The sequence below is a fragment of the Jutongia sp. genome, assembly GCF_057878315.1.
Map to the genome: position 1 here is coordinate 1 of NZ_DBLXSO010000030.1, position 26,094 is coordinate 26,094.

At 46.1% G+C, this 26,094-nt stretch carries 13 protein-coding genes; 2 read left to right on the forward strand and 11 right to left on the reverse strand.

Features of this window, described 5'->3' with window-relative positions; genetic code table 11:
- From ACZLMD_RS08355 to ACZLMD_RS08380, 6 genes are all read right to left on the reverse strand, one after another.
- Window positions 1-2,012: type I restriction endonuclease subunit R (locus ACZLMD_RS08355; protein ID WP_489495529.1), on the reverse strand; the 2,012-nt coding region annotated here is incomplete at its 3' end.
- A gap of 12 nt (window positions 2,013-2,024) precedes the next feature.
- Window positions 2,025-2,555 (reverse strand): restriction endonuclease subunit S, encoded by a 531-nt coding sequence (locus ACZLMD_RS08360; RefSeq protein ID WP_489495530.1) that lies wholly within the window; start codon window positions 2,553-2,555, stop codon window positions 2,025-2,027.
- 28 nt (window positions 2,556-2,583) lie between these two features.
- On the reverse strand, window positions 2,584-3,927 hold the full coding sequence (locus ACZLMD_RS08365; RefSeq protein WP_489495531.1) for a restriction endonuclease subunit S: 1,344 nt from the start codon (window positions 3,925-3,927) through the stop codon (window positions 2,584-2,586).
- Window positions 3,924-5,021, reverse strand: a complete 1,098-nt coding sequence (locus ACZLMD_RS08370; protein ID WP_489495532.1) for a virulence RhuM family protein — start codon at window positions 5,019-5,021, stop codon at window positions 3,924-3,926. Before ACZLMD_RS08370 ends, ACZLMD_RS08365 begins: the two co-directional genes overlap by 4 nt.
- A complete protein-coding gene (locus tag ACZLMD_RS08375) occupies window positions 5,018-6,586 on the reverse strand; it encodes a type I restriction-modification system subunit M (RefSeq protein ID WP_489495533.1) in 1,569 nt (522 codons plus the stop codon). The genes ACZLMD_RS08370 and ACZLMD_RS08375 overlap by 4 nt, the downstream gene beginning before the upstream one ends.
- A 276-nt stretch (window positions 6,587-6,862) precedes the next feature.
- Window positions 6,863-9,850, reverse strand: coding sequence for a cellulase family glycosylhydrolase (locus ACZLMD_RS08380; RefSeq protein WP_489495534.1), 2,988 nt, complete (start codon window positions 9,848-9,850; stop codon window positions 6,863-6,865).
- A 754-nt stretch (window positions 9,851-10,604) separates the two neighbouring features.
- Here ACZLMD_RS08380 and ACZLMD_RS08385 point away from each other — a divergent pair.
- Together ACZLMD_RS08385 and ACZLMD_RS08390 are read left to right on the forward strand one after the other, a co-directional pair.
- Complete coding sequence (locus ACZLMD_RS08385) at window positions 10,605-11,501, forward strand: alpha/beta hydrolase (RefSeq protein ID WP_489495535.1); 897 nt, start codon at window positions 10,605-10,607, stop codon at window positions 11,499-11,501.
- 30 nt (window positions 11,502-11,531) lie between these two features.
- Window positions 11,532-13,613 carry a methyl-accepting chemotaxis protein gene (locus tag ACZLMD_RS08390; protein ID WP_489495536.1) on the forward strand — a complete coding sequence of 694 codons (2,082 nt, stop codon included), beginning with the start codon at window positions 11,532-11,534 and terminating at the stop codon, window positions 13,611-13,613.
- 134 nt (window positions 13,614-13,747) lie between these two features.
- On the opposite strand, the gene ACZLMD_RS08395 is transcribed toward ACZLMD_RS08390, so the two are convergent.
- The 5 genes from ACZLMD_RS08395 to ACZLMD_RS08415 form a co-directional block, all read right to left on the reverse strand.
- On the reverse strand, window positions 13,748-15,757 hold the full coding sequence (locus ACZLMD_RS08395; protein ID WP_489495537.1) for a CAP domain-containing protein: 2,010 nt from the start codon (window positions 15,755-15,757) through the stop codon (window positions 13,748-13,750).
- A 161-nt stretch (window positions 15,758-15,918) separates the two neighbouring features.
- Window positions 15,919-17,007 (reverse strand): hypothetical protein, encoded by a 1,089-nt coding sequence (locus ACZLMD_RS08400; protein ID WP_489495538.1) that lies wholly within the window; start codon window positions 17,005-17,007, stop codon window positions 15,919-15,921.
- An 81-nt stretch (window positions 17,008-17,088) separates the two neighbouring features.
- Complete coding sequence (locus ACZLMD_RS08405) at window positions 17,089-18,438, reverse strand: MATE family efflux transporter (RefSeq protein ID WP_489495539.1); 1,350 nt, start codon at window positions 18,436-18,438, stop codon at window positions 17,089-17,091.
- A 161-nt stretch (window positions 18,439-18,599) separates the two neighbouring features.
- Window positions 18,600-19,400 carry a hypothetical protein gene (locus ACZLMD_RS08410; RefSeq protein WP_489495540.1) on the reverse strand — a complete coding sequence of 267 codons (801 nt, stop codon included), beginning with the start codon at window positions 19,398-19,400 and terminating at the stop codon, window positions 18,600-18,602.
- A gap of 231 nt (window positions 19,401-19,631) precedes the next feature.
- The gene (locus tag ACZLMD_RS08415) at window positions 19,632-25,889 is read right to left on the reverse strand and encodes a leucine-rich repeat protein (RefSeq protein WP_489495541.1); all 6,258 of its coding nucleotides are present in this window, start codon (window positions 25,887-25,889) and stop codon (window positions 19,632-19,634) included.
- Window positions 25,890-26,094: the final 205 nt, after the last annotated feature.

Sequence of the window (26,094 nt, forward strand, 5' to 3'; positions counted from 1 at the left end):
GTATCATAATTCGTATGGAACATTTCATTATAATCCTTGATGGCTTCTTCCAGAAATTCTCTGGACGGCTGATCAAGGGCGGAGGTATCCTCTGAATTTTCTTCATCCAGAATGCCATCCGATTCTTCCTCATTTGCACCATAACTGAAAATGGTTGCAACTCGCAGTTTTTTGGTCGGGTCTGCTGCCATCTGCTTTTTGAATTCTTGATAATATAGTTTTGCCATCGGAACGCTCGATACTGCAAAAATGGAATTAAAACCGCTGATACGCTGTTTCTGTTTGATTTCATCTACCTCATCCCGTTTAGCAGACGCCACCTCAGAAATATTTGTAAGAGTGTTATAAATATAAGTTTTATCCCCACGATAGGTCTTCTGGTCAAAATGTTCCAGTATGTACTGTGTTACAATTCGGATACGCTCAGGAGCCATCATAACCTTTTCACGGTTAATATCCCAGACCATTTCGTCTGTGATTTCTTCTTCCACATCCATCGTTTTAATATAATCCACCCGGAATGGAAGAACATTTTTATCGTTAATAGCATCCACAATCGTGTAGCTGTGGAGCTGGTCTCCAAAGGTCTGACCTGTGGTAAAGAATTCTGGATTCTTGGCTCTGCCGGAATTAACAGAGAAAATCGGCGTTCCTGTAAATCCAAACAGATGATATTTCTTGAAATTCTTTACAATCGCAGTGTGCATATCCCCGAACTGACTGCGGTGGCACTCATCAAAAATAATAACGATATGTTTCGTATACACTTCATGGCCCGGATTCTTCTTTATAAAGGTAACCAGTTTTTGAATGGTAGTAATAATGATGTGTGCGTCCGGGTCTTCCAACTGCCGTTTTAATATGGCAGTTGAAGCATTACTGTTGGCTGCGTCCTTTTCAAAACGGTCATATTCTTTCATGGTCTGGTAGTCCAGATCCTTACGGTCAACTACAAACAGCACCTTATCAATATAAGGCAGCTTCGATGCCAGTCTTGCCGTCTTGAACGAAGTCAGCGTCTTGCCGGAACCTGTGGTATGCCAGATGTAACCACCACCCTCGACACTGCCGTACTTCTTATAATTATTGGCAATTTCGATACGATTGAGAATTCGCTCCGTAGCCGTGATCTGGTACGGACGCATGACCATCAGCATATCCTCTGATGTAAAAATACAGTATTTCGTAAGGATATTCAGAATCGTATGCTTTGCGAAAAAGGTCTTTGTAAAATCAATCAGATCAGGAATCACACGGTTATTGGCATCTGCCCAGAAGCAGGTAAACTCAAAACTGTTACTGGTCTTGGTCTTACTTGCTCCACGCTTCTCATGTTCCTTTTCCGCATTCCGTCTGGTACTGTTGGAATAATACTTTGTATTTGTACCATTGGAAATGACAAAAATCTGAATATATTCGTACAGTCCACATCCTGCCCAGAAAGAATCCCTCTGGTAGCGGTTAATCTGGTTGAAAGCCTCACGGATGGCAACACCTCTGCGTTTCAGCTCAATATGTACAAGAGGCAGACCGTTTACCAATACGGTAACATCATAGCGGTTGTCATGCTTCGCACCATTTTCCATGCTGATCACATACTGATTAATAACCTGCAGACTGTTATTATGGATGTTCTTTTTATCTATGAGTGTAATATTCTTGGTTTCGCCATTATCACGCTTTAAATTCTTGACATTATCTTCCTGAATGGTGCGTGTTTTTTCTACGATATGCTCATTTGGATTGGCAACTGAATTTATAAAGAACTCATCCCATTCTGTGTCGGAAAACTGATAGTTATTCAGTTCCTCTAATTTCTTACGGAGATTAGCAATCAGGTCTTTCTCTGTGTGAATAGGCAGATATTCATATCCCTGTTCACAGAGCAGACTGATAAACTCCTGTTCAAGCTCTGCTTCACTCTGGTAACTGTCAGAACGTTTCTTGACCGGTTCATATTCTGTGACAACGGTATTCTCCGATGTCTCCGCTACGATATTAAAGTACGGCAAATCCTCGCCTCCTTACTTTGGTAATTCTTTAAAGGATAACAGCTTATCCCTGTAATATTCATACTGCTTCTGACGTGCTTCGATTTCTGCCGGAAGTCCTGCGGTCAGGTCATTGCAGAGAGTATCGAAGCGGTCGAGAATTTCCACAATACGCTGTTGATCCTGTAATGATGGAATCGGTAATTCAATGCTATTAAGCATTTCACCACTTACATGCGGAACACCTGCGCCACGTTTCATAGCATTTAGTTCTGACTCCATATTTTTCAAAATATAGTATAAAAATTTTGTGGTAATTAATTCGCTTTTCCCCTCATAACCAAATCCATCTGTAACAAAAATTTTCTGATTCCAATAGGAAACAAATCCCGCTGATGCTCCACTTCGTGCAACCACTACAATTTCTCCATCATGGTTATACTTATCAATATAGTATGCCGGTTCTTGTCCTCCAAGAATTACAGGGATAGCTCCCGCTTTTGTGTTTTTCTTTGTGATATATTCTCCTCGAAATACATTTGCGACTTTTCCCAATGGTAACATAGCATAGCCAAACACATACTGAATGAGCTTAATTACGCTCTGTCTGTCTGTCTGTCTGTCTGTCTGTCTGTCTGTCTGTCTGTCTGTCTGTCTGTCTGTCTGTCTGTCTGTCTGTCTGTCTGTCTGTCTGTCTGTCTGTCAAAATTGTGTTACCTGTTTCAGCAAATGTCAAGAGCAAGTCACGATAATATTCATATTGCTTCTGGCGTGCTTCGATTTCGGCTGGCAAACCAATATTCAGGTCAGTGCAGATGGCTTCAAAATTATCTAATACTCGAGCCAAACGTTCTTGTACATTCAATGATGGAAGTGGAATAATAAAATCATTCAGCTGTTTCAAATTTAAATTGGGTTGTGCGGAACCCTTGATATTTTTTTGCATATATTGCTTCATCAAATCAGATTGCAATAAATACATTACATATTTTGGACAGTTGCCTTTCGCAAGCCTAATGATTGCAAGCGCTTGATTTGTATTTGCAGGTAAAATCTCTTTAGGAACTATTGTGCATTTCCCAATTGTTGCTCCTGCAATAGTAATAAGTATATCATTTTCTTCCAACATAGATCTTCTCAAAAATGTGGTATGCGTTTCTTCATCCACATAAGACAGCTTATCTGGAATAATCTTCGTTCCATCAAATGCTTCTGTTTTCACAAAAGATACCCCTGTTTTGGTATAGCTTTTAGGCGTTGTACCTTTAGTAATAACAGAGCATATATCGCCCAAACGAACGTGTTTAATTTCAGTATCAAATGTAAGTAATTTATCTCTGTAAAATTCATACTGTTTCTTCCGAGCTGTAAGCTCGGCTGTAAGCTCGGCTGTAAGTAACGTGAAAGAGTCCAAAATCTGAACTATTTCACGTTGTACCTCCAGAGGAGGTACAGGAAGCTTAATTGCTTTAATTGATGGTACACTAGAATGAACAACTTTGCTTTTTACCTTTCCAGCACTTTTCTGTTTTTGTGCATCCACAGTGGATAAAGCATAACTTATATATCGGGGATCTTCTTTGTGTTTCAGTACAACAATATCTCCACCAGCTAAACATTTCTCATATCCTATATATGCACAGCATTTTGCAATATCCTCAACACTTTCTCCAGTTATAGCAAATAAAATATCTCCGTGTTCAAAATACTTTGGCGATTTTACATACTCCAATTGTGTATGAGATTTGCATTTTTCAAACCAGACACCGTATGTTGTATAAATTTCTCCATAACGCACACATGGTATCCCTTCCTCAGTCACCTGATCCCGTTTAATACCAGAGCCTCGGTATATGTCTGTTGCTATTTCATCAATCGTTTTATACTCCACCCCGTTAGGGCAAAGTTCCTTTATCAACTCATCCAATCTGCTCATGCATCCTCACCGCCTTCCTTCGGTTCTGAATTGCTCCCCTCAGTTAGCGATTCGCTGTCAGTTATCCCAATGGCTTCTGTTTCTCCTAACAACACCCTATCAAAATCGCTCTGATACAGCCGGTCCTGCCGGACACGGTATTTTTCGAACTCACTCAATGCATGCTGCTCGGCAATCTTCGCCGAAATAGAACCTGCGTTGGTCAGAATGTCCTTCCTGCTCAGCCGAAGAACCCCCTCAAACTGCTCTGCCCAATCCTCCATGGTCATGGGCACTTCTTCCTCGGCTCTCAGCTCTGCCAAATCCAGGTAGGCGTTGACAATTCTCGCCATTGCTGAGAGTTCTTCCTTAGTCAAATAATTCTTAGCAACTACCACATCAAATTTCTGGATTTTGCCGTCCGGTGCATCCTTCCATGTGGTTAAACCCATGTGCTCCTTTGTACTATCTGCACGACGATAGACGGTTTCGGCAGCTGTTTCGCCATGAATTGCCCAATGAAGCTGATTCTGCACCCGCGCAAAAAACAACCTTGTCGTTTGCGACTTTGCGTCATAGTCAATGCTGGTGGCATAGATATCTGTGATCTTTTGATAAAAACGCCGTTCAGAAAGACGAATCTCACGAATGCGCTCTAACTGCTCTTTGAAATAATCCTTCGTCAGAACCGTTCCTCCATTTTTCAGGCGTTCATCATCCATTGCGAAGCCTTTCACAGTAAATTCTTCAATAATATGATTTGCCCATTTCCTGAACTGCACCGCACGAGGGGAATCAACCTTATTCCCCACCGCAATGATGGCACTCAAATTGTAGTGATTGGTGTTATAGTTCTTGCCATCAGCGGCAGTTATTCGAAATTTTCGAATAACTGAGCCTTCATCAATTTCACCATCGGCAAATATCTTTTTCAGGTGGTAGTTGATTGTATGAGTCTCCACATTATATAAAATTCCCATCATCTTTTGCGTCAGCCACACGTTTTCATCAAAATACACTGCGTTAACATCACTTTTGCCGGTAGCAGTGATAAAGGTAAGATATTCCGCTGCAGACGAGCGAACGATACTCACTTCATTCTTTTCTTTTTTCATACACTCACCTCAATTTCTGCGATGATCTTATCAATCTCATCACGAAGCACCTGCTCACGGGCAACAATTTCTTTGATTTCAGCATTCAGCTTCACAATGTCAATTTTCTCTCTGGTATCTTCGGCTTCGACATAAGTAGACACAGACAAATTATAATCATTGCCAGATACTTCCTCATAACTTGCCAGATGTGCAAAATGCTCCACTTCTTCCCTTTTTGCAAACACATCCACGATATGGTCAATATTCTCCGGGGTCAGCTTATTATTGTTGGTAACCTTGACGCACTCGCCTGTGGCATCAATAAACAACGTTTGATTATCCACCTTATTCTTTTTCATTACCATAATACAGGTTGCAATAGAAGTTCCAAAGAACAAGTTACTCGGTAACTGAATAATACAATCCACATAGTTGTTGTCCACCAGATATTTACGGATTTTCTGCTCTGCACCGCCACGATACATAATTCCCGGGAAACATACGATTGCCGCAGTTCCGTTAGATGCAAGCCATGACAGGCTGTGCATAATAAATGCCATATCCGCCTTACTCTTTGGTGCAAGAACTCCTGCCGGGGCAAATCGTGGGTCATTAATGAGCAGGGGATTATCATTTCCCGCCCACTTGATGGAATACGGCGGATTAGACACGATCAGCTCAAACGGCTCATCATCCCAGTGCTGCGGACTAAGTAACGTATCTTCACAGGCTATATCAAATTTGTCAAATCCCACATCATGTAAAAACATATTAATACGACACAGGTTATAGGTTGTGATATTAATCTCCTGTCCATAAAAACCGTTACGAATAGCATCCTTTCCAAGAATTTTCTCAGCCTTCAAAAGCAATGAGCCCGAACCGCAAGCCGGATCATATACTTTATTGATTTCTGTTTTCCCTACAGTTCCAAGGCGCGTGAGCAGTTCAGACACATCAGCCGGAGTAAAGAACTCTCCACCGGATTTTCCGGCATTCGATGCATACATGGTCATAAGGTACTCATATGCATCACCAAATGCATCAATAGAATGCTCCTTGACATCGCCCAGATTCATTTCACCTACACCATTCAGTAGTTTTACAAGCTTTTCATTACGCTTTGCAACTGTAGAACCCAGTTTATTACTGTTTACATCATAGTCATCAAACAATCCGGCAAAATCACTCTCTGCCTCGCTGCCTTTTGCTGATTCCTCGATGTGACGGAACACACGCTCCAGTGTTTCATTTAAGTTCTCATCATTTGCTGCATTGACACGCACATTACAGAAAAGCTCACTCGGAAGGATAAAAAAACCTTTTTCCTCTACCAGTCCCTCTCTTGCCTCTTCTGCATCCTCATCCGGCATTTCTGCAAAATCAAAATCAATGTTGCCTGCATCGTTCTCACCGCTGTTTATGTAATTGCATAGGTTTTCGGAAATATAACGATAGAACATTGTGCCAAGAACATAATTCTTAAAGTCCCATCCATCTACTGCACCACGCAGTTCATCTGCAATCGCCCATATAGCGCGGTGTAGTTCATCACGTTCCTGTTCCTTTTGGGTATCAACCATTCTCTTTTCCTCCGTTATTCTCTGGGATAAATTTAAAAATAGCTTCATATTTTTCTTCTATTATTATACGAGTTAATATAAGAAAAGCATATCACGAAAACCCGTTTTTTTCAATCAATGCCATATCCATCCCCAAACAAACACAGCCGGTACGTCCTCTCGGTCGTACCGGCTGCATTCGTTTGGAACAAATCTCTTTGCCCCAAATCTCATTATATTAATACATATGGCAAATAAAATTTGGTTTTGTGAATGAAAACAATCTTTTCGGAGTAGTTACTTCATAACGATATCCGTGATCATCGGAGAATCGCTTCCGGCGCCGACACCACAATTTAATGTGATTGTCTTTCCGGCTGCCCAATTTCCGTCCCAGCCGGGATTGCTTATGCGGTAACGGTTTTTGCCGAGGCTGACGCACTCGCCGCTCCACATAGATGTGATCTCGCGGTCTAATGTGAACTCTACAGTCCATCCATTTGTGTAGCTTACGCCTGTCTCGTTGGTCAGAGTGATCTGGGCGATTCCGCCGCTTCCCCAGTTACTTGTGAGCTTCACGCTGCCTGTTATTTTAGAGTCACCGGCAGGTGTCGTTGTTGGTGCAGTCGTTGGTGCTGCTGTCGGAGCAACAGTCGGTGCTACGGTTGGTGCAATTGTCGGTGCTTCTGTTGGCACCTCAGTTGGGGCAACGGTTGGAGCTACGGTCGGTGCTTCTGTTGGAGCTACCGTTGGCTCCGGTGTTTCGCCGTCGGTGCTTGCAATAGAAAGGCTGACGATCTTGCCGCCATTCCATACGGACAGGCACAGATAAGTTACACTGGAGTTTGCTTTGATGTTTAATGATTTCTTCAGTTCTTTTACGGTGTAAACTTTGGTAACCTCTTCGGTTGCATTGCTTGCTGCAGAGTAGTTGTCACCATTCTGCCATGTATTGTCTACCGATGCGCCCCATCCAAGGATTCCCCAGTTTGCATGGGATGGATCGGTACATGTGTAAACAACGGTTACAATATCATTATCGGATGCATTCATGAGCCATGACGGATCATTGGTTGCATAGGTAGATGTCAGGTTGGATGCGATCACTTTCTTTCCTGTGATCACAGGAGCCTGCGTCGGTGCTGCCGTTGGTGCCTTTGTCGGAGCTACGGTTGGTGCTACGGTCGGCTTTGCAGTCGGTGCCTTGGTCGGAGCTACGGTTGGTGCTGCGGTCGGCTTTGCAGTCGGTGCCTTTGTCGGAGCTACCGTTGGTGCTACGGTCGGCTTTGCAGTCGGTGCCTTGGTCGGAGCTACCGTTGGTGCTGCCGTTGGCTTCGCATCGCTTCCGTTGATTCCGGATACCGTAAAGTTTATTTTTACAGAGTTTACGGTCTGATAATTTACATTGTTGAAATATGCTTTGTAATTTGCATTTTCTACGGTTACGTTATTAACATGGGTGTTGGCCCATACGTTGATGAATGAGAAGTTAAAGATCGGGCAGATCAGACCATCATCGGATGCCTTCTGTGATACATCGTATGTGAAGGTATCGTTTTTCATGGTGTACTTCTGTCCATTGATCTCAAAGGACTTCACTTTAATGGTTGCTTTATCAAATACAGATGCCTCATCATCTGCCGCGTTAATGTCCTTAATGTAAAGTGAGCCGATGTTCTGCAGCTGGCTCTTTGTTGCATCGAGAGACAGAGAGAAATCTCCGCCGTCCGAATAAATGTCAACATACTCATCGCTGATCACTGACTGCCAGCTTGCTGTCTCCAACAGGTACATTTTGGCGCGTACATAATTGGCCTGAGGAACTGTCACCTCACAGGTTGCCTTGTAGCCGAGTGGTACGGATGCAGTGATCGTACATGTTCCGGCACCGACAGCGGTTACCTGTCCCTTGGAATTAACGGTTGCAACGGCTTCATCGCTGGAGCTCCATAAAACCTTATCCTTGCTGTCTGCCGGTGTTAATGTTGCGGTAAGCTGCTGCTTCTCGTCTCCGATGTGAATGGTCATGGAGGACTGACTCAATGTGATTCCTGTTGCTGTGGCAGACTCATTTCCGCCATAAACCTCCATCATTGCATCCATCAGCTCCTGATGAACGACCTTGTTGGAATAACGGTCAATGATCGCAAAACCATAATCGCCATTATAACCATTGTCCCATGCTACCGGAATCATTCCGTACTGCTTTGCATAATAGCAGACCTTCTGATAATATTCCGCACGGCAGGTCTTATTCTGACTGTCATAATTTGCTTTGTTGATGGCACCAAATTCACCGATCACCACAGGATATCCCTGAGAAACAAATTTGGTGTACATTTTCTTAAATTGGGAAACCATGTAAGATTCATCGCCCCAGCTTGCTTTCTTGGACGCATCGGTTACGCTGTCGCCCCACTGGGTCGTTGCTCCGGACTCCGTTCCACAGAAATCCCATGGATCGTAGTAATGAACAGAAATCATGATTCTCTTCTGTCCGGAAGCGATGTTTGAAGATAAATAATTGTCGGTCGGCATTTCAAAGCCGTAATCCCCTGCGGTATAATCGATGTTCGTATTCCAGCCCGGGATCAGCAGCCATCTCTGGTCATTATTGCCGCCGGATTTACGCACGGTATCAACGAAGATCTGATTGTACGCATTGATATTTGCATAAGCAGTTCTGCTAGGTGTTCCATAGGTTCCGTCGAACTCCTCGTTCATGGACTCAAAGATCAGATGCTCATCGTAATTCTTGAAACGATCTGCGATCTGCTCCCAGCATGCTTTGTATTTCGCTTTAATTTTGGTCTGGTCGTAGCTGCCGCATAACAGCCATCCGCCATTTACTGTTGTGTATCCGTCTCCGTGCATATTCACGATCGCATACATATCATTATCCACGCAGTAATCAACAACCTGCTGTACACGATCGAGCCATGAGGAGTCGATCTTGTATCCGTTGTTATCGTCGATCATGCTGAGATAAGAAACCGGAATACGGATAGATTTGAAACCGGCATCCTTTGCTGCTAACACAAGATCCTCCGTAAGCTTTGGATTACCATAAGCGGTTTCATTTGGTGTTCCTGAACTTGCAGCCTCCAACGAGTTACCGAGATTGTACCCGACACCCATCGCCTCCGTGATCTGCGACTGGTTCAGGTTCTGAAAACTACTGCCGGCAGCCTGTGCCGTTTTCGCCGTCATATTGGGTAACGACAGCGACGTTGCAACCATTGCCATACTCAGGACAATGGCCATTGCTTTCTTACGTAAAGCCATAAGATTCTCCTTCCCGGCTGATCAGAATATAATTTCTGCAGAAAGCACAAACAAATGTACTGTCCCATAAACAGTACACACGTTTCAAACAAAGCAATCCTATATCTGAAAAATAACCGTCCTGAATTCCGGATATAAGAAACGACAAAAAACAGTTATAAAACCTATATTATATAACCTGTTTTTCATGATCACTCTGTTATTTTTGTGCAGAAAAAAGACATCCTTTGTCCCCACAAAAAATGTCTTTACACATCCTAATCACGCCCAATACATTACTGAAACAACTCCCCCACAGAGTCGTTTCGTTTGCTACAAAAACATATTATCATCACTGCTAAAAATATGCAATACAAATTTTTTATTTTGGTATACGATTATTACATTTTGCATGCAAAAAACAGCACAATATTTTTCTAAAATTTATTCTTTATTTTTCATTTATAATTCTTTCATTTTATCTTAGCAATCATGTCTGTCCGTTAAATGGGACAGATTGATTTTCCACATGATTGTCGTCACCACCCTTTATCCTCCCGCCCCATGCTGACCGGAATTTCTTTTTTCACACTCTCCGTAAAAAGCTCATGATTGACATTCTGCATCATATGGCAATCGATCAGACGATCTTTGATCAGGTAAGTAAAATTTTTGCAATTATATCATATCTTTAAAAAATAAAAATACTCATTGAATCTGCCTCAATAATTCGGTATGATAGAAGAAGCAATACAAATGAGAGCGGGTTAATCTTATGAGACAGTTTATCAAAAATATGTTTTACAGGCAGCGCGAGGATTTTAACAGGGAGTATGCAAACCGGAACGATCGGTTTACTTTTCCGGATAACGTTACGATGACGCTTGATATCCCCTATGCTCCTGATCACGACAAGGCACACCGGCTGGACATTTTCCAGCCGAATTCTGCACCGTCTTCTCCCGAGGCACTTCCTGTGATCGTAAATGTTCACGGCGGGGGGCTTTTGCTTGGCAACAAGGAATTTAACCAATACTTCTGTGCCAAATTGTGTACACTGGGATTTCTGGTGTTTAATGTGGAATACCGGCTTATTCCGGATTGTCAGATTTATGATCAGATTGCGGATATTTTCCTTGCACTCGATTTTATACAGGGTCAGCTTGCAAAGTATCAGGGTGATCAGGACAAGGTCTATGCGGTCGGAGACAGCGGCGGAGCCTGTCTTCTTGTATATACTGCGGCAGCACAGCGCAATCCGAAGGTCGCACAGGCAGCCGGGGTCACACCATCTGCTTTGCCATTAAATGCGCTTGGACTGATCAGCGGTATGTTTTACACGAATAAGCCGGATCAGATCGGACTGTTTATGCCCAGATATCTTTACGGGAAACATTATAAGAAATCAGCATTTGCACCATATGTCAACCCGGAGCATCCGGATATTATCCGGTCTCTGCCACCATGCTTTCTTGTGACAAGTGGCAAAGATCATCTGCGTCACTACACAATGCAGTTTAAAATGGCACTGGATGCCGCCCGGATGGAGTCCGCAATCATGGACTTTCCGGATGATAAACGGCTGACACACGCCTTCAGCGCTTTTGAACCGGAGCTGCCGGAGAGCACACAGACACTTGAGGCGATTGCCGAATATATACGACAATTTTAGGGGTTATTTCTGAAAGGCACAGGTATTTATATGAATTATGACGAAAAACTTTTCAAGGAAAAAGCAAACCGCAAGGCGCGCAAAATATGGCTTATTTTTGCGATCCTGTTGTCCGCCAATTACGGATCTGATTTTTCAAACGGTCTGTACAGCACCAGATATTATCTGATCTTTCTGGCTCTTTGCTGGATTCCGTTTATTACCGGAGAGATCCTGCTTCGAACCCGGGGCTGGAATACGGAACGCTACAAACTGGATCTGGTGATCGGTTATGGTATTTTCTATACATATGTGATCTGTACGACCTCGTCGCCGATCGCATTTACTTATGTTCTTCCCGTTACCAGTCTTCTGGTGATCTATAAGGATCAGCTTTTCATGCGGTACTGCGGCATTGTGAATGCCCTGATCATTATCGGCAGCTCCATTTACCGCTACGCTGTTCTTGGTATGAACTCCGCCACGAACATGAAGGATTATCAACTTGAGCTGTCCTGCATCATTCTTTGTTATATCTGCTACGGTATGTCCATCCGCCATCTGAACGAATCGGACGGTGCTATGACAGACAGCATCAAAAACGATCTGCACCGTGTGATCACGACGGTCGAGAAGGTCAAAAATGCCAGCAATTCCATTATGGACGGCGTCCTGGTTGTCCGTGAGCTTGCCGGTGAAAACAAGCACGGCGCTGATATTGTTGCTGCCGAGATGGACACGCTGAACAATAACAATATCAATCTTCAGACCACAACAACATCCTCTGTAGATATGACCAGCGACATCAGTTCCCAGGTACAGCACATTGCCGTGATGATCGAGGAAATGGTCAAGCTGATCGACGAATCCGGCACTCACGCCCAGAACAGCTCCGAGGATCTGAACAGTCTGCTTCAGACTACAAGGACTATGTCAGAGCTTTCCTCCGATACAGAGCAAACGCTTCAGGCATTTAAGGATGAGTTTGAAATGGTGAAGCAGGAAACCGGCACGATTGAAAGCATTAACAATCAGACGAATCTTCTGGCACTCAACGCATCCATCGAGGCCGCCAGAGCCGGAGAAGCGGGCCAGGGCTTTGCTGTTGTCGCGGATCAGATCCGCACCTTAAGTGCAGAGACAAAGGAATCCTCCAGCCAGATCAAGGAAGCACTGATCCGTCTCGAGGAAACCTCTGACCAGATGACGCACGCCATCGAAAATACATTAAAGCTGATCCGGATCACTCTGGAGAAGGTTGCCAAGACAAATCAAAATATTACCACGATCACATCAGATTCCAACCAGATCGAGCATCACATTCATACCATTGATGCCGCAATGAAGCGTGTGGAACAGTCGAACCGCCAGCTTGTGACAAATATGGAACAGGTCTCCTCCACCGTGGAGGATATGACCTCCGGCATTTCCGGATCAAATGAGATCTGTCACCGCATGCTCAGTAAATATGATGAAACTGCCGTAAATATCAACACGATTGAGAATGTTGTCGAAGCTCTGATGTGCGAGCTTGGAATTGGCGGCTTTATGGGGCTGGAGGATCTGCAGCCGGGCATGAAGGTGATCATTATACCGACCGATGATGCCAGTCGTAAATATCACGGAGAACTGATCCAGCCTCTGGCGCAGGGAATCGCTATCACCCTCCCGGATGCTGCTATCACCCATCCAACGACCTGCAACGTACAGGTAACCGTCGATAATGTTCTTTACTGTTGGGAAAACGCAGCGATCACCCCGGACAAAACGGATGCTGACCACTATCAGGTACAGATCAGCTCCCGTCCAAAGATCAATAACCGCCGCAAATATCCGCGTATAGATCTGACCAACTCCTGCGTCATCACTGTCCCGGAAACCGGACAGGAGTTTACGGGACAGATGGACAATATCAGCGGAAACGGATTTGCCTTCATCACAGACGCTCCATTCTTTGCCACCGCCAAGGGCGAAAGGATCACGATAACACTGGAGCAGTTCGAGCTTACCGATCACAGCACTTTAGAGGGTCGTATCATCCGCTGCTCTGATAATGAAGGTCATTATATCGTCGGCTGTCAGATGCCGGAGGACGATGCTATCCTGACGGAATATGTAAAACAGCATCAATAAAAACAGTTCATAACATTTTGCAGAATTATATGAATTTATAACATCGTAATTACGCTTATCAAAGAATTGCTGAATATCAAAAGAGATTGTGCCCAATAAAGACACAATCTCTTTTGATTATACAGGAAATCACTCTACCTCCAAAAATCCTGCGTACAGTAGATACCATAATCTGCAGAACTGCTATACGCCGCTCCGACTCCGATATACTTGAAATCCGTCAGCATACCTTTTCGGTGTCCGGAGGAACCGATCCAGCCGATCACCATATTGATCGCATCGCCGGCTCCGGCACATATATTCTCTCCGGCTCCCGACCAACTGATACCCTCTGCCGTCAACCGTGCGGAGAATTTCGAGCCATCCAGACTGTTATGCTGGAAATAGTTGTTATTTGCCATATCCTCACTGTGCTTTCTGGCTGCCGTAGTCGTTCTGTCCTCCAGCTTAAATAACGCTTTCCCCATATAGTTGCGGTATGCGTTGGTCATCTCATAGACCTCCTGCTCCGCCGCACGGAGAATCTCATCGGTAAATGTCATATATGTGCGGTACATCATGGAATACTTGGTGCATTCTCCGGAAAATGCGTACATTCCATAGATGGATTTGTCTCCTCCATCAAAGTAATCACTGAATGCATAAATATATGCGTTATCTGTCAGCTTGTAATATGCCTCCGTTCCGACTCTTGCCTCACTCTTGCTGCTGTCCAGAGCATCAAACTCGTAGGTTCCCGGCTCGGTCCAGCCCGCATCGATCATCGACTGTGCCGATGCGCCCTGCTGTATCAGCTTCGTCTGCTGAATTGTCTCATTATCATCGGCGCTTATCACTGCATCATAGGCTGTGAAGTTTTTCGCGATCGTAAAGTAAGAAACGACCTTTTCGCCCTTAACGCCGACAATCAGATACGGTTCTGTCTGGCTGTTGCCGTTATAAATGTATCCGTACAGGCTCTTCTGTGGCAGCGGATCTATACGTTCCGGCTCACCCCACTCCGCTTTCAAAGCAGTTATACTCTCTCCAATATATACAGACTTCTTCGCAAAGGAAAGCTGCGTTGTCTTCATTGTCGCAACCGGCGTTGCTGTTGGAACAGTAGTTGGTTTGACTGTCGGTTTGGTCGTCGGCTTGACCGTTGGTGCTGCTGTCTCTGTTGGCAGCGGTGTTTCGCTCGGCTTGATCGTTGGGTTAGCCGTTGGCTTGACTGTCGATGTTACTGTCGGTTTCGCCGTTACAGTTGGAGTTATCGTCGGTTTTACTGTCGGTTTGGTCGTCGGCTTGACCGTTGGTGCCACTGTCGGTTTTACCGTCGCGGTCGGGATGACAGTTGGTGTTATTGCCGGCTTGACTGTCGGTGCCAACGTTGGTATCGGAGTCTCTGTCGGCGCATCTGCCGTGCCTACAGCTGCCGTCGGTTTTACGGTTGGCTTCGCTGTTGGCGGAATGGTCACAATGATCGTTGGTTGTCCGGTTGGGGCAACCGTCGAAAATGGTATCTCCGTTTCACCCGGCTCCGGTGCCGTTGTAGGATCCGGCGTCACCGTCGACTGTGAAGTCTGCGTTGGCACCGGAGTCTGACTTGGCTCTGGTGTAACTGTTGGTGTCAGAGTCTGACTTGGCTGCGGTGTCGGGTTTGGCGTCGGCGTTTCAGCCGGTACCGCTGTGACGCTTGGCGGCGGTGTTGTCGTCGGCACTGACGTCACCGGCGGCTGCGGAGCCATCGTCGGCACAGTGGTCTGATCCGGCAGCGATGATTCGATCGGTTTCGTACTGTCCTGAGGATCATTCTGTCCCATATTTCTGACAGTAACACGGATCACACATTTCTTCATGTGCGCCGCTTTCAATATGAGCTTAGTCTTGCCGCTCTTCTTTCCGGTAATGCGGATTTTCTTTTTCATCACCTTTACGGCAATAATCTTTTTGCCGGACACTTTTGCTTTCACTTTCCGGCTGCCGGTATTCTTCACTTTGACAGTAACCTGCCCTCCTCCGGCAACGGTTACTTTTGTCTTTGAAACCTTGATCTTTGTTGCTGCAGCGGCTCCCTCCGGTTGAAGCGGTGAGAGCACCGAAGCCGCAAAAAGACCTGCTGCCAGCAAGCCGGCAATGATTCGTTTTCCATTTTTCTTTTTCATTCGCAAGCTCCTCCTTTGGAGTTGTTATGTTGTAAATTCATACGCTTCGGCAAAAGGTTCGAAAAAGCTCCGCTTTTTCTCACTCGCGGGCGCGACAGATGCGAAACATCTGGATTTTGGAGTTATTATACCACAAATTAACCCTCTTGCGAAGAAAAATACTATTTCAGCCGCATAGAATGTGAGGAGCCAACCTCCATTTTTACCTGTCCCAAAACACGGACACTGTCTCCATTATTCAACTGATGCAATGCCTTGCCATTCTGCCGCAGTACAATACGCTCTGCTGCGTGACTGTCTATCGTGTAGCTTCCATCCTCCGGATGATAACTGATCTGACAATTATGATCAGCAATGTGACCGGCTGCTTTCAGGCTGCCCGTCTCAATCCCACGCATCGCCTCAGGTGTCGTCCCAATCGTCACGCGCGAAGATGCCTCGCTCCTCAAATTCCATTGAAATCCCTGATAAATCCCTGTGCCATCACAAACATTTCCAACTGCAGCAGCTGCCTTTGGCTGAGCTTCTTTTTTCTTTTCGTCTTTGGATTGATCCTTCTTTTCTTTATTTTTCTTATCGTTTGAATCCTTTTTGCTCCTTTTCCGGCCGGACTTCTTTCGCTTGCCTCGCTTATGGCGGTGTTTCCTTCTGCCACTTCGACCGTCATCTCCAGAATCATTTCTTCGGCTGCGGTCACGCTCTTTCCGGTCAGGCTCCCGATAACCTCCGGTCAGCCACCCAAATAAGATAAACACAAGTGCCACCACATGAAGCACCGCAAACAGATACACTCCCGTCAGAAAATACGGGTGCAGCGCAGGAAATCCAAGCAGCGCCACTGCAAGCTCCAACACTGTAAGCAGCGTTAAAAATGTTGGCACGACCATAGTCTTTGATCCCTCTGCCAGAAACAGCATGCACATAGCAAGAAGACAGAACAGTACCGGCAGGCCTGCTGCCACACCTCCGGCGATAAGCAGATCGGAGGCTCCTGCATCATCAGCATAATGAAGCCCCTCCTTCACATCCCCCCAGGAAAACGGTGCTTTCATAATATGATCATCCGGCACACTTCCCTGCTGTATATATGTGTAAGCGGCACTGCCTCCCGCTTTCAGCACGTCCAGACCCGACAGGGTCATGTCCTGCCCGGCTGCCTGAAAACTGCAGAACGGCAGGAGCAGGGACAGCAGTGCAAAAAGAAGTGCAAGTGCCGCTATATTTTTCATAAAACGTCCATACGCTCTCATTATAAATCTCCCCTTTCCTGTATGTTTCATTGAATTATATGCCTCATACACGGGGATATCAATGTCAAAATTATGATATTTTTATGACATCGCATTTCGCCCTCCACGCATTGATCTCTGCATCCAGATATACGCTCCCACACAGATCACAATCGACAAAATAGAGCCTGCCGGTGCCGCAAATCCCATCGGAAACAGATTATGCGGATACATTTTCGAGGCAAGGTAAGAACCCGGAATACGCAGCAACAAAATTGACAAAATATTGTGGATAAATCCAATATATGATTTTCCGTATGCACAGAAATATCCGGTAAAACAGAAATGAATTCCCGCAAAAATACAGTCAATAATATACGAGCTGATATACTGGCTTCCCAACAGGATCACTGCCGCATCCGTTGTGAAAATACCAACTGTCTGCTTTGAGAAAAGTTCGATCAGAATGGTCATGACGATCCCATAACTGCCGGTGATCAGAATCGCATAGTAAAGAAGCTTTCTCGCCCGGTCATGCCTTCCTGCACCGATATTCTGTGCAGATAATGCAGGCACCGTTGCCAGCATGGAGGATGGCACGATAAAGATCATACCGATCAGTTTTTCCACAACACCGACTGCCGCTGCATCATTCAGCCCACGATGGTTGGCGATCACACTGATCACAATAAATGCGACCTGAATACAGCCGTCCTGCACGGCAACCGGAATACCGATCTTTAAGATCTGACCCAGAACATCTCTCTTCACCCGAAGCTCCTTCTTCGTCAGATGGATTCCCGTTTCCTTGCGGCGGATCGCAATCAGAGATATGATCACACTGATCGTCTGTGCCAGAGTTGTTCCCAGTGCAGCACCGATCGGTCCCATTCCAAGACCTCCGATAAACACATAATCTAACACAATATTGGCAACGCAGGCAATCGCAATGAAATACATCGGACTTTGGGAATCGCCAAGTCCGCGGAAGATCGCACTGATCACATTGTATGCAGTGATAAACGGTATCCCCAGGAAACAGACGAACAGATACTGTCTCGTTCCGGCAACTGCCTCTGCCGGGATCCCGATCAGGGTAACGATCGGATTTACCAGAAATACAAGAACCGCCATGACCACAACCGACATTCCCATGAAAAATGTCACCGTGTTGCCGATCGAAGCCGAAGCCGCATCAAGCTTCCCTGCTCCGACACTTTTGCCGATCGTCACCGTTGTTCCCATCGCCAGTCCGACAATGATCACCGTCAGCATATGCATAACCTGTCCACCGTTGGAAACAGCAGTAATCCCGTCCACACCGTCGAACTGACCGATAATAAACAGATCTGCCATTCCATACAGCGTCTGCAAAAAATAAGACAGCAGATAAGGCAGCGCAAAATATGCGATCGTTTTCCCGATATTGCCGGTCGTCAAATTTCTTTCCATCTTTGGTACCGTACCTTTCTATCAAAATCCACATCATCAAGATTAAACTTTATAACAGATGTAAAGTCAAGGTGTCCAAATCTGTAAAGATAACATCCTCTATAGTGCCCTGAAACGCCAAATGGCGTAAAATGACATTTTTAGCAGTTATTCGAGCACTTTTAAAAGACATTTTTGTTGCGTTCCATCCCCAGCATACTCTTCGCCAGCCAGAAGAAGAACACCAGCACCAGTATCGGGATGACGCAGGAGGTGACTAACATCACCGCCAGAACTTCAATAAACTGATTGATCACGTTTTCGACCTTGTCCGTAATATCGGACACACCGTTTTTAATGCCGGAAATGATGCCTGACAGTACTCCGCTGTTATCGCTGCTGTCACTGTCCTGCTGTCCGTCACTGCTGTTCTGGATATCCTTCGTTGCTTCCTTGGCAGCATCCACCGTATCCCGGATAGAAGACTGATACGTATGCTCGATCAGATCAGACACCTTGACGCTGGCAGGAATAACCAGAACGATTGCAATAGCAAATAACGCAAACTTTCTTGCCAGCTTTTTCCATGCATCCTTTGCAATTGCCGTTCCCGCCGAATAAAGGACACAGGCAATCGGGATCAGCATGACAAACGAAGCATAGCCGGTCACTGTGACCAGATATTTCTCAACATAGATCGCACAGAGAACGATCAGGAAATAGGTACTCATATCCGCCAGCTTTTCTGCGATCGGGGTTGCCGTGTCTCCCGGAAGCAGCGTGATTGCCGCAGACGCCGCCGTTGATGCTGCCGTCAACTCCAGAACCGTTGCCTTTTTGTCGTCAAGTGCCGTGATCGTTTTCTCATGAAAGTCTGCCGATGCTGCAAACCTTGACACGACCAGTGCTGAGATCAGTGCCAGCACAAGCGGCAGAATGATCCCGACCCACCGTTTTGTATTTTCATTCCATGTAGTATTCACCCGGTTTTCTCCTCTCTGATGTTTTCCTTTACCTTACCATATAAGCATCCGATACTCAAGATAAAACTGCCGGAGACACCACAAACAACGGCATGGATCCCCGACAGTTCTATCATTAAGATTATTATTTTCTCAAGCTTCGCACATTGATTATGGGTGCAGTTATATATTTATGTGAAGCTTATTAAGCAAAGCCCTGTTTCCAATCGAAGCTATATTTTAATTTCTGTTCTATGCTTTGATTTTTGCTGTTGAACAACCTCCCTTTTTCTTAAGCCATTTTGTATATGACTTTTTCTGTGTTTTCGGAACACGGATCGCTGCATTCTTACGGATGCCCTTAAATGCATTCTTTCCGATGGATTTTGCTGTGAGCTTCTCTGTTTTGATCGTGATCTGCTTCAGCTTTTTACAGCTTCGGAAGGCATCCTTTCCAATGGTTTCCACATTCTTACCAATGGTTATTTTTGTCAGCTTTTTGCAGTTTCGGAACGCTCCTGCACTAAGAGCTGTGACCTTATAGGTTACTTTGGAATACGTGATCGTATCCGGAATCACAACGCTTCCCTTGATATTCTTTTTCGCCTTAACACAAGAAACCTGATCGGTTGCAGTTACACGGTAAGTCACGCCCTTCACCATAAAGAACATGCCGATTGCTGCCTTTCCATCATCCTTTCCTGCTTGTGTCCCGTCTGCTGATGCTCCATCTTTTCCGGTGGCGGACGCATTATTCGGTTTTGACGATGCCTGTGTGCCATCCGGGCTGCCGGGGCTTTGTGGTATGTCCGGTTTTCCAGACACCTGCGGTACATTCGGACTGCCGGAGTTATGTGGCGTGTCCGGTTTATCGGATACCTGCGGCACATCCGGACTGCCGGAAATCTGTGGTGTATCTGGCTTATTCGTCGGAATCACAGGACTTTGCGTTGGATCCTGCGGCTTTCCGGAGACAACCGGTGAACTGCTTTCTCCCGGACTCTGTGTTGGGGCTGCTGATTCTGCCGGCTTCTCACTTGCCGACGGATCTTCAAATACAGCAGTTACCTGAATGTCGTCCGTCAAGGCTGTTTTCAGCATTCCATTTACAAATGTGATTCCCTGAACATACTCCGCATCTTTGCCATTGACCTTCCATCCTTTCAGATTCCAGCCCTGAGCCGGAACTGCTTTAAAATAAAGTTTTGAATCCTCCGCATAAGACCCGCCGTTTGCGATTGCTGTACCTTTTTCGGTGGATGCGTTGACAATGCCGCTGCCATCTGCGCCGTACTGTACCAGATAGCTTCCGGTCTTATTGCCGGTGTAACTAAGTGTACTGTTTATCGTACACACCTCGTATTTTGCAAGCAGCTCATTCACTTCCGCTGTCTCTGCATCCTCCTTAATTCCGGTATAAATACTGTAATCTGCCGCATATGGCTTTCCTTTGCTGTCCTTGCCAATTTCCTGCTCATTGGCACCGGCAGTAAACAGAGCTCTGGCGGCGTCTTCATCTCCGGCAGACAAGCCCCGGAATTTTAACTGCGCAGCTGCAAACTGATATTGGTAATCTGTCGTTTTGCTGACATCCACCGTAACCGGATCAACCGTTACATATAGCTGTGCCTTCTCGATCTGTACCTCCCGGGAACATTCATAAGTCACGCCATCCTTTGTTATCGACGCTTCCAAAATATACTCGCCCGGCAGCTCGTTAACCGCCCATTTGCCGTTTTCCACGGTGATCGCAGTGCGCTTCCGATCCTTTTTGCCTACCAATGTAAAGGAGGCCGCTTCCGTAACATCCTCTACCTGATCCGTCTTGGCAAGACTCATCTGAAGCGAAATTTCCTCTCCGTAAACCGGCGTATTCTCCAGCTCTACTCCCGGCAATGTCTTTTTCTTGGAATTATATGCTGTAAAATACTGCGGATTCTCCGCCGCTGCACCATAATACTCCTCATCTCCCTGATATTTTACCGTTAATTTATAGTAGCCAGTTCCAAACGGCGTCCACTTTCCTGAAGCACACCCATTTGTAACAGTAAGCGCTGTATTTTCTGTTTCTCCTGTCGTCAGATTCATGATTTCGCAGACCGCTTCCCCGTTTAACGGCTCCTCCTCTTCAGAGACAATCTGTGCAGACAGCGTCTGCTCCTCGCCTCCCACCGGCTGTGTATGGGTGATTGTCTTCCGACCGGAAGCAAGCCCATAAACATATTCGTCATCATATGGAACCGTGCTCTCATAATCATCTGCGGTAAGTTCCCTATACTTTAAATGGTTAAAATTCTCTTCCGTTATCTCCACCGTCAGATCCATATTCGGAGACAGCGTATCGGTCTCAGGATCATTTTCACGGCTGCGGACAGAACCTTTGTCAGACAGATAATTTTTCAACTTTGTACGGGTTGCATCGTCCTTAAAAATTCTCAGGAAAAGATAGTGAAACGATCCGGACTGTGCTGCATTTACAATTTGATCCACCGTCGCTTTGTAATTGCTGTCGGAGGCACTTCCTTCCAATTCTTCCAGAATAACCGCATCCTCTGTAATTTTTTTACCTACAGTCACAGAATAATTGCCTGTGTACTCCCCAAAATATTTCACATTGCCCTTCAGCTCTGCCACCTGCAAATTACCATTTGTCACCTTGACCGTCAACTTCAACGGCTCGTAGCTTCGCGTCTCTTCTTCCTTCTGCACCTTTTCCACATCAGCTGCACGACCGCTTGTTTTCTCCAACGGATCCATTCTGACAACCGATGCAAGACGCTGTTTTAAAGTAAGAGCCGCCGGTTCGCTGTCGATCTCGATCGTTTTGCCGTAAAACTGAGAAACAACGCATCGATACTGCCATCCGTCCATATCCGCAGTCACATCCGGCACCGCAAGATCCATACTGTCTGCACCGTCAATGTCCTCCCACACTGCACCTGCTCCCTGTCTGCACTGCCACTGATACCGCACAGAACCATTGCTTCCCTTTACCGGTGTCGCGTAAATCGAAAATTCTGCTTTCCCGCCTTCCACAACCGCCGTATCCTCCGGCTGCAGTTCAATTGTCGGTGTATCTGTTCCGGCAGCGTATTTGGTTCTTCCATACACCGGAAGGCTGGATGCACTTGTCTCCATATAACCGACACTCTGCATCGTAAAACGGTATGTCTTTCCCGGCTGAAGCAGACCGTTACCGATCGTATAACCGGATCGGGCGGAAGAAACTTCTGCAATCGGCGTTTCTTCCTCATTATCCTCCAACAGGCAGATGCGATAGCGCACTCCCTTACGGTTGCTGTGTGTCCAGCTCAAGGTCAGGGAATCCGCTGTGGCATCCGTCACTGTAATGTCAGATGGCAGTGCCGGTGGTGCCTCCTGTCCCTTCACAAGATAGCCAAGCACCTTTGTCCGTTGTCCGTTTAACATCGTATCCCATGTTCCGAATCGCCACATGAAGGAATAGGACTGCTCTACATTCGCAGGAATACCGGCAACCGTTCCGGAATATTCCGCTCCGTTATAATTCGTCCATGTCACGCTGCCGTTTGCCTCGGCACCCGCACTGACACCGGTCTTAACACCGCCTTCCTCTGTCACAAGATGTGTCTCCACACTGGTTCCCCAGGTCACGGTATCCGAATTTTCACTTTCCACTTCAATTCCCTGTGTGATAGAATTGCCTCCCCTGCTGACTCTAACGAAATTATCCTTTGCACCGGATACATCATCAACGACCTTTCCTCCATCGAAAGAGGCTCCGATCGCAGCCCGGTAGGAAAACGGATCGCCCGGCGTGTTCGTCAGAACATTTCCGCGGATCTTGTCAAATTCACCGTTTTCCTTCGCAACACGGTCATATTCTGTCACTGTAAGCATGGTCATACGCGGTGTCTGAGGCACGGAAACATAATAATCCTTCCAGCTTCCCGCAATCTGCTGTCCGCACTCATATCCCTGCTCCAGTGCCTTGTCGATTGCCTGAAGCCGGCTGTATGCATTGTTATATCTGTTTGCAGCAACGGAAACCCGGTTGGCAAGCGCTGCTTTCTTAAATCGATAGGATATTCCTTTCTTCTGCTTGATCTCTGCATATTCCTGTTCTGCCGTCTCGTAACTGCTCTTATATTGTTCAAGCTGCTTTTTCAGCCCATTGTAGCGGCTCTGTGTCGGCAGCTTAAATCCCGGCACATAACTTTTATACACATACCTTGTGTATGGCGTCATCGACAGCACCACACTGTCATCCGTACTGTCTGCCTCGTAAGAAGTAGAATAGCTCTTCCCGTTCGTAAATTCCTTTGCATAGCCGGCACTGACGCTCGCCTCCACTTCAAAATCAATTCCTACGACATCGTAAAATCCGAGAATACTGACATCCTCCTCATATCCTGTGATCACCCCGGCTGATACCGAAAACTCGGCTGAATTTGTGGTGGAGGAGCCTGTCGTTTTGCCGTATGCCGTAGAGCCATTGGTGCTGTAATTGCCGTCCGTAGATTCCAGATCCGAGAAATACGGTGCCGCCTGAAGCACGGCAACAACATTCGGATCACTGAAATAACTCTCCTTATGATCAAACTTAACGATCATGCCGTCCTCATCATAATCAACTGCCGCCAAACTCAGATAGATATCTCCCCAGCCCGAAGCCTGTGTAAAACGCGCGTATCCGGCGGTATCCTCCGCTCCGACTGCCTTCCGGCTGAGTGCAGAAAGCCCCCATGACACCATACTGTCGCTCTTGACACCACAGCTCATGATTACCTGCTCCATGCCATATGGGTTTCCATTAAAATTGCCCTTGACAACCTTGCTGAGCCAGCACTTCGTTGTATCACTGTCCTTATCGATCGGCAGCTTCATATTTCCGTTATCGTCCGTCCACTGATACTGATACGCCTCTGCGAGTCCGCCGGAAGCATTTGCTTCATCCGGCACAACATAATCAGACGAGCCGCCATTATACTGACATCGAAACATCTCCTTTTCAGATGCACCCGCACTGAAGTTCCAACAACTGCCCTCCACGAACAAAGTATCTCCATACCCTGTCCCCCGGGAAGCAAAGCATGCGACCGCTGCCGGTTCCTGTCTGACATCCGACCCCCTCATTCCTTCATAAAGCTCCTGATTGGCTGCCGGCTGGCATAAAAGATACGGAATACCGCCATGCAACAGCTTATAACATCCCTTTTCCTGATCAAAGCCAAGCTGCACAACTGCCTGCTTACTCTTGACTACCGACTGACCCACACCGTCATCTCCATCCGGAACGTAACCGGCAACAACAAGCTCCTGCATCGAATCATTATCCATATCGCCTACATCCAGACCAACAAACTGCATGGTCTGCAGAACGGTATCCTTTTTCTCCTGAATTCCATATTCCTCTCCGGTAAATGCCAGACGGCGTCCATACTGTTCCTCCATACTGTCCGTTTTCATGGACAGTACTGACAGATACGATCCCATTTTCTTCCACTCTTTCGCCTTTTTCGTATTTGCGGGAATAAATCTGGCATTCGGAAAATAAGCATGACTAAAAGACGTTGCAAGCTCTTCCTTTCCATCCCCGTCAAAATCATAGACTGCCAGACTTGTAATAAAAGGAGTTTTTGAATCGTCAAGCGTCTTGCCGGGTTGCGTCCCCTCCAGATCTGCCAGGTATACCGTTGATCTCTTTTCAAAGGTTTTGGTCGAGGATTCCGTATTGATATCATAGATATCCACATGAGAAGCATTCACTCCATTTCGTGCATCCGTAACCGGAACATAAACTGCTGCCTCATCCTTTCCATCTCCGTCAAAATCACCGCCGCAGACCGTGAGATAAGACCTCGTCTCATGTTCCTTCATAGTGGATACACAGGTGTTGCTTTTTGTCAGATTGACCGCCGTTCCCACCGGCTCATTTGTCTTTGCACTAAGCAGATACAGGTTTAATTCATCCGAGTCTGCTGCCTTCTGCGCAACACACACCTTGTAGTCCTGATAACCGCTCCCGGAGGCATCCAGAGCCGTATATTCCTTGGCTCCGGTCGCTACGGAATCAAACGTTGTCTTTACTGCCTTTCTCTGCTTGCTCTTCAAAAGAGCTCCTGTCTGATCTTCGGAATTTTGATACGTTCCCTGATACCAGCCAAGATTGAGTCCCGTTCCATCTGTCAGATCTGCTGAGTCTGTCTGGCTCCTGTTATAGTTTCCATTGACCAAAGACTTTTTTAGAATCGCCTGACTCAATGACGATACCTTTCCCTCGACAAACAGCTCCATCTGCGGATTCAGGTTCTGATAATCGTCCTTTCCCGCCGTATATGGATTCTGCTCGGAATCCTCTGTCTCCTGTGTTGTATCAAAGGCAAGCTTGTCATAAATACTTTTCTCTGCCTGTCCGTTTTCCTTCAGGCTGCTTGCGCCCGCCCTCTTTACAATACTTTGTGCCGGGAGCCCCGATACCAGCATAGAGCCTGCCAGCATCACGGACACCCATTTTTTCCATTTTCTCATAAGCTCCTCCTTGTTTCTCCTTTCATGATTGCACTCAATTATAACAAAGCACTTCCGAAAAGTACACTAGCCAAACGGCTAAAATAGCGACAAAAAAGAAGCTCTTTGATGCTTCCTCCCTCATCCGCAAAAGATACTTTGGATCCATTCAAAAAGGCAGACGCACAAACGCCTGCCTTATATATGCTGCCGGACTGCAAAAGCT

Coding starts and splice junctions, on each gene's coding strand:
- ACZLMD_RS08360 (WP_489495530.1), bottom strand. CDS start 2,555: ATGTTACCATTGGGAAAAGTCGCAAATGTATTTCGAGGAGAATATATC.
- ACZLMD_RS08365 (WP_489495531.1), bottom strand. CDS start 3,927: ATGAGCAGATTGGATGAGTTGATAAAGGAACTTTGCCCTAACGGGGTG.
- ACZLMD_RS08370 (WP_489495532.1), bottom strand. CDS start 5,021: ATGAAAAAAGAAAAGAATGAAGTGAGTATCGTTCGCTCGTCTGCAGCG.
- ACZLMD_RS08375 (WP_489495533.1), bottom strand. CDS start 6,586: ATGGTTGATACCCAAAAGGAACAGGAACGTGATGAACTACACCGCGCT.
- ACZLMD_RS08380 (WP_489495534.1), bottom strand. CDS start 9,850: ATGGCTTTACGTAAGAAAGCAATGGCCATTGTCCTGAGTATGGCAATG.
- ACZLMD_RS08385 (WP_489495535.1), top strand. CDS start 10,605: ATGAGACAGTTTATCAAAAATATGTTTTACAGGCAGCGCGAGGATTTT.
- ACZLMD_RS08390 (WP_489495536.1), top strand. CDS start 11,532: ATGAATTATGACGAAAAACTTTTCAAGGAAAAAGCAAACCGCAAGGCG.
- ACZLMD_RS08395 (WP_489495537.1), bottom strand. CDS start 15,757: ATGAAAAAGAAAAATGGAAAACGAATCATTGCCGGCTTGCTGGCAGCA.
- ACZLMD_RS08400 (WP_489495538.1), bottom strand. CDS start 17,007: ATGAGAGCGTATGGACGTTTTATGAAAAATATAGCGGCACTTGCACTT.
- ACZLMD_RS08405 (WP_489495539.1), bottom strand. CDS start 18,438: ATGGAAAGAAATTTGACGACCGGCAATATCGGGAAAACGATCGCATAT.
- ACZLMD_RS08415 (WP_489495541.1), bottom strand. CDS start 25,889: ATGAGAAAATGGAAAAAATGGGTGTCCGTGATGCTGGCAGGCTCTATG.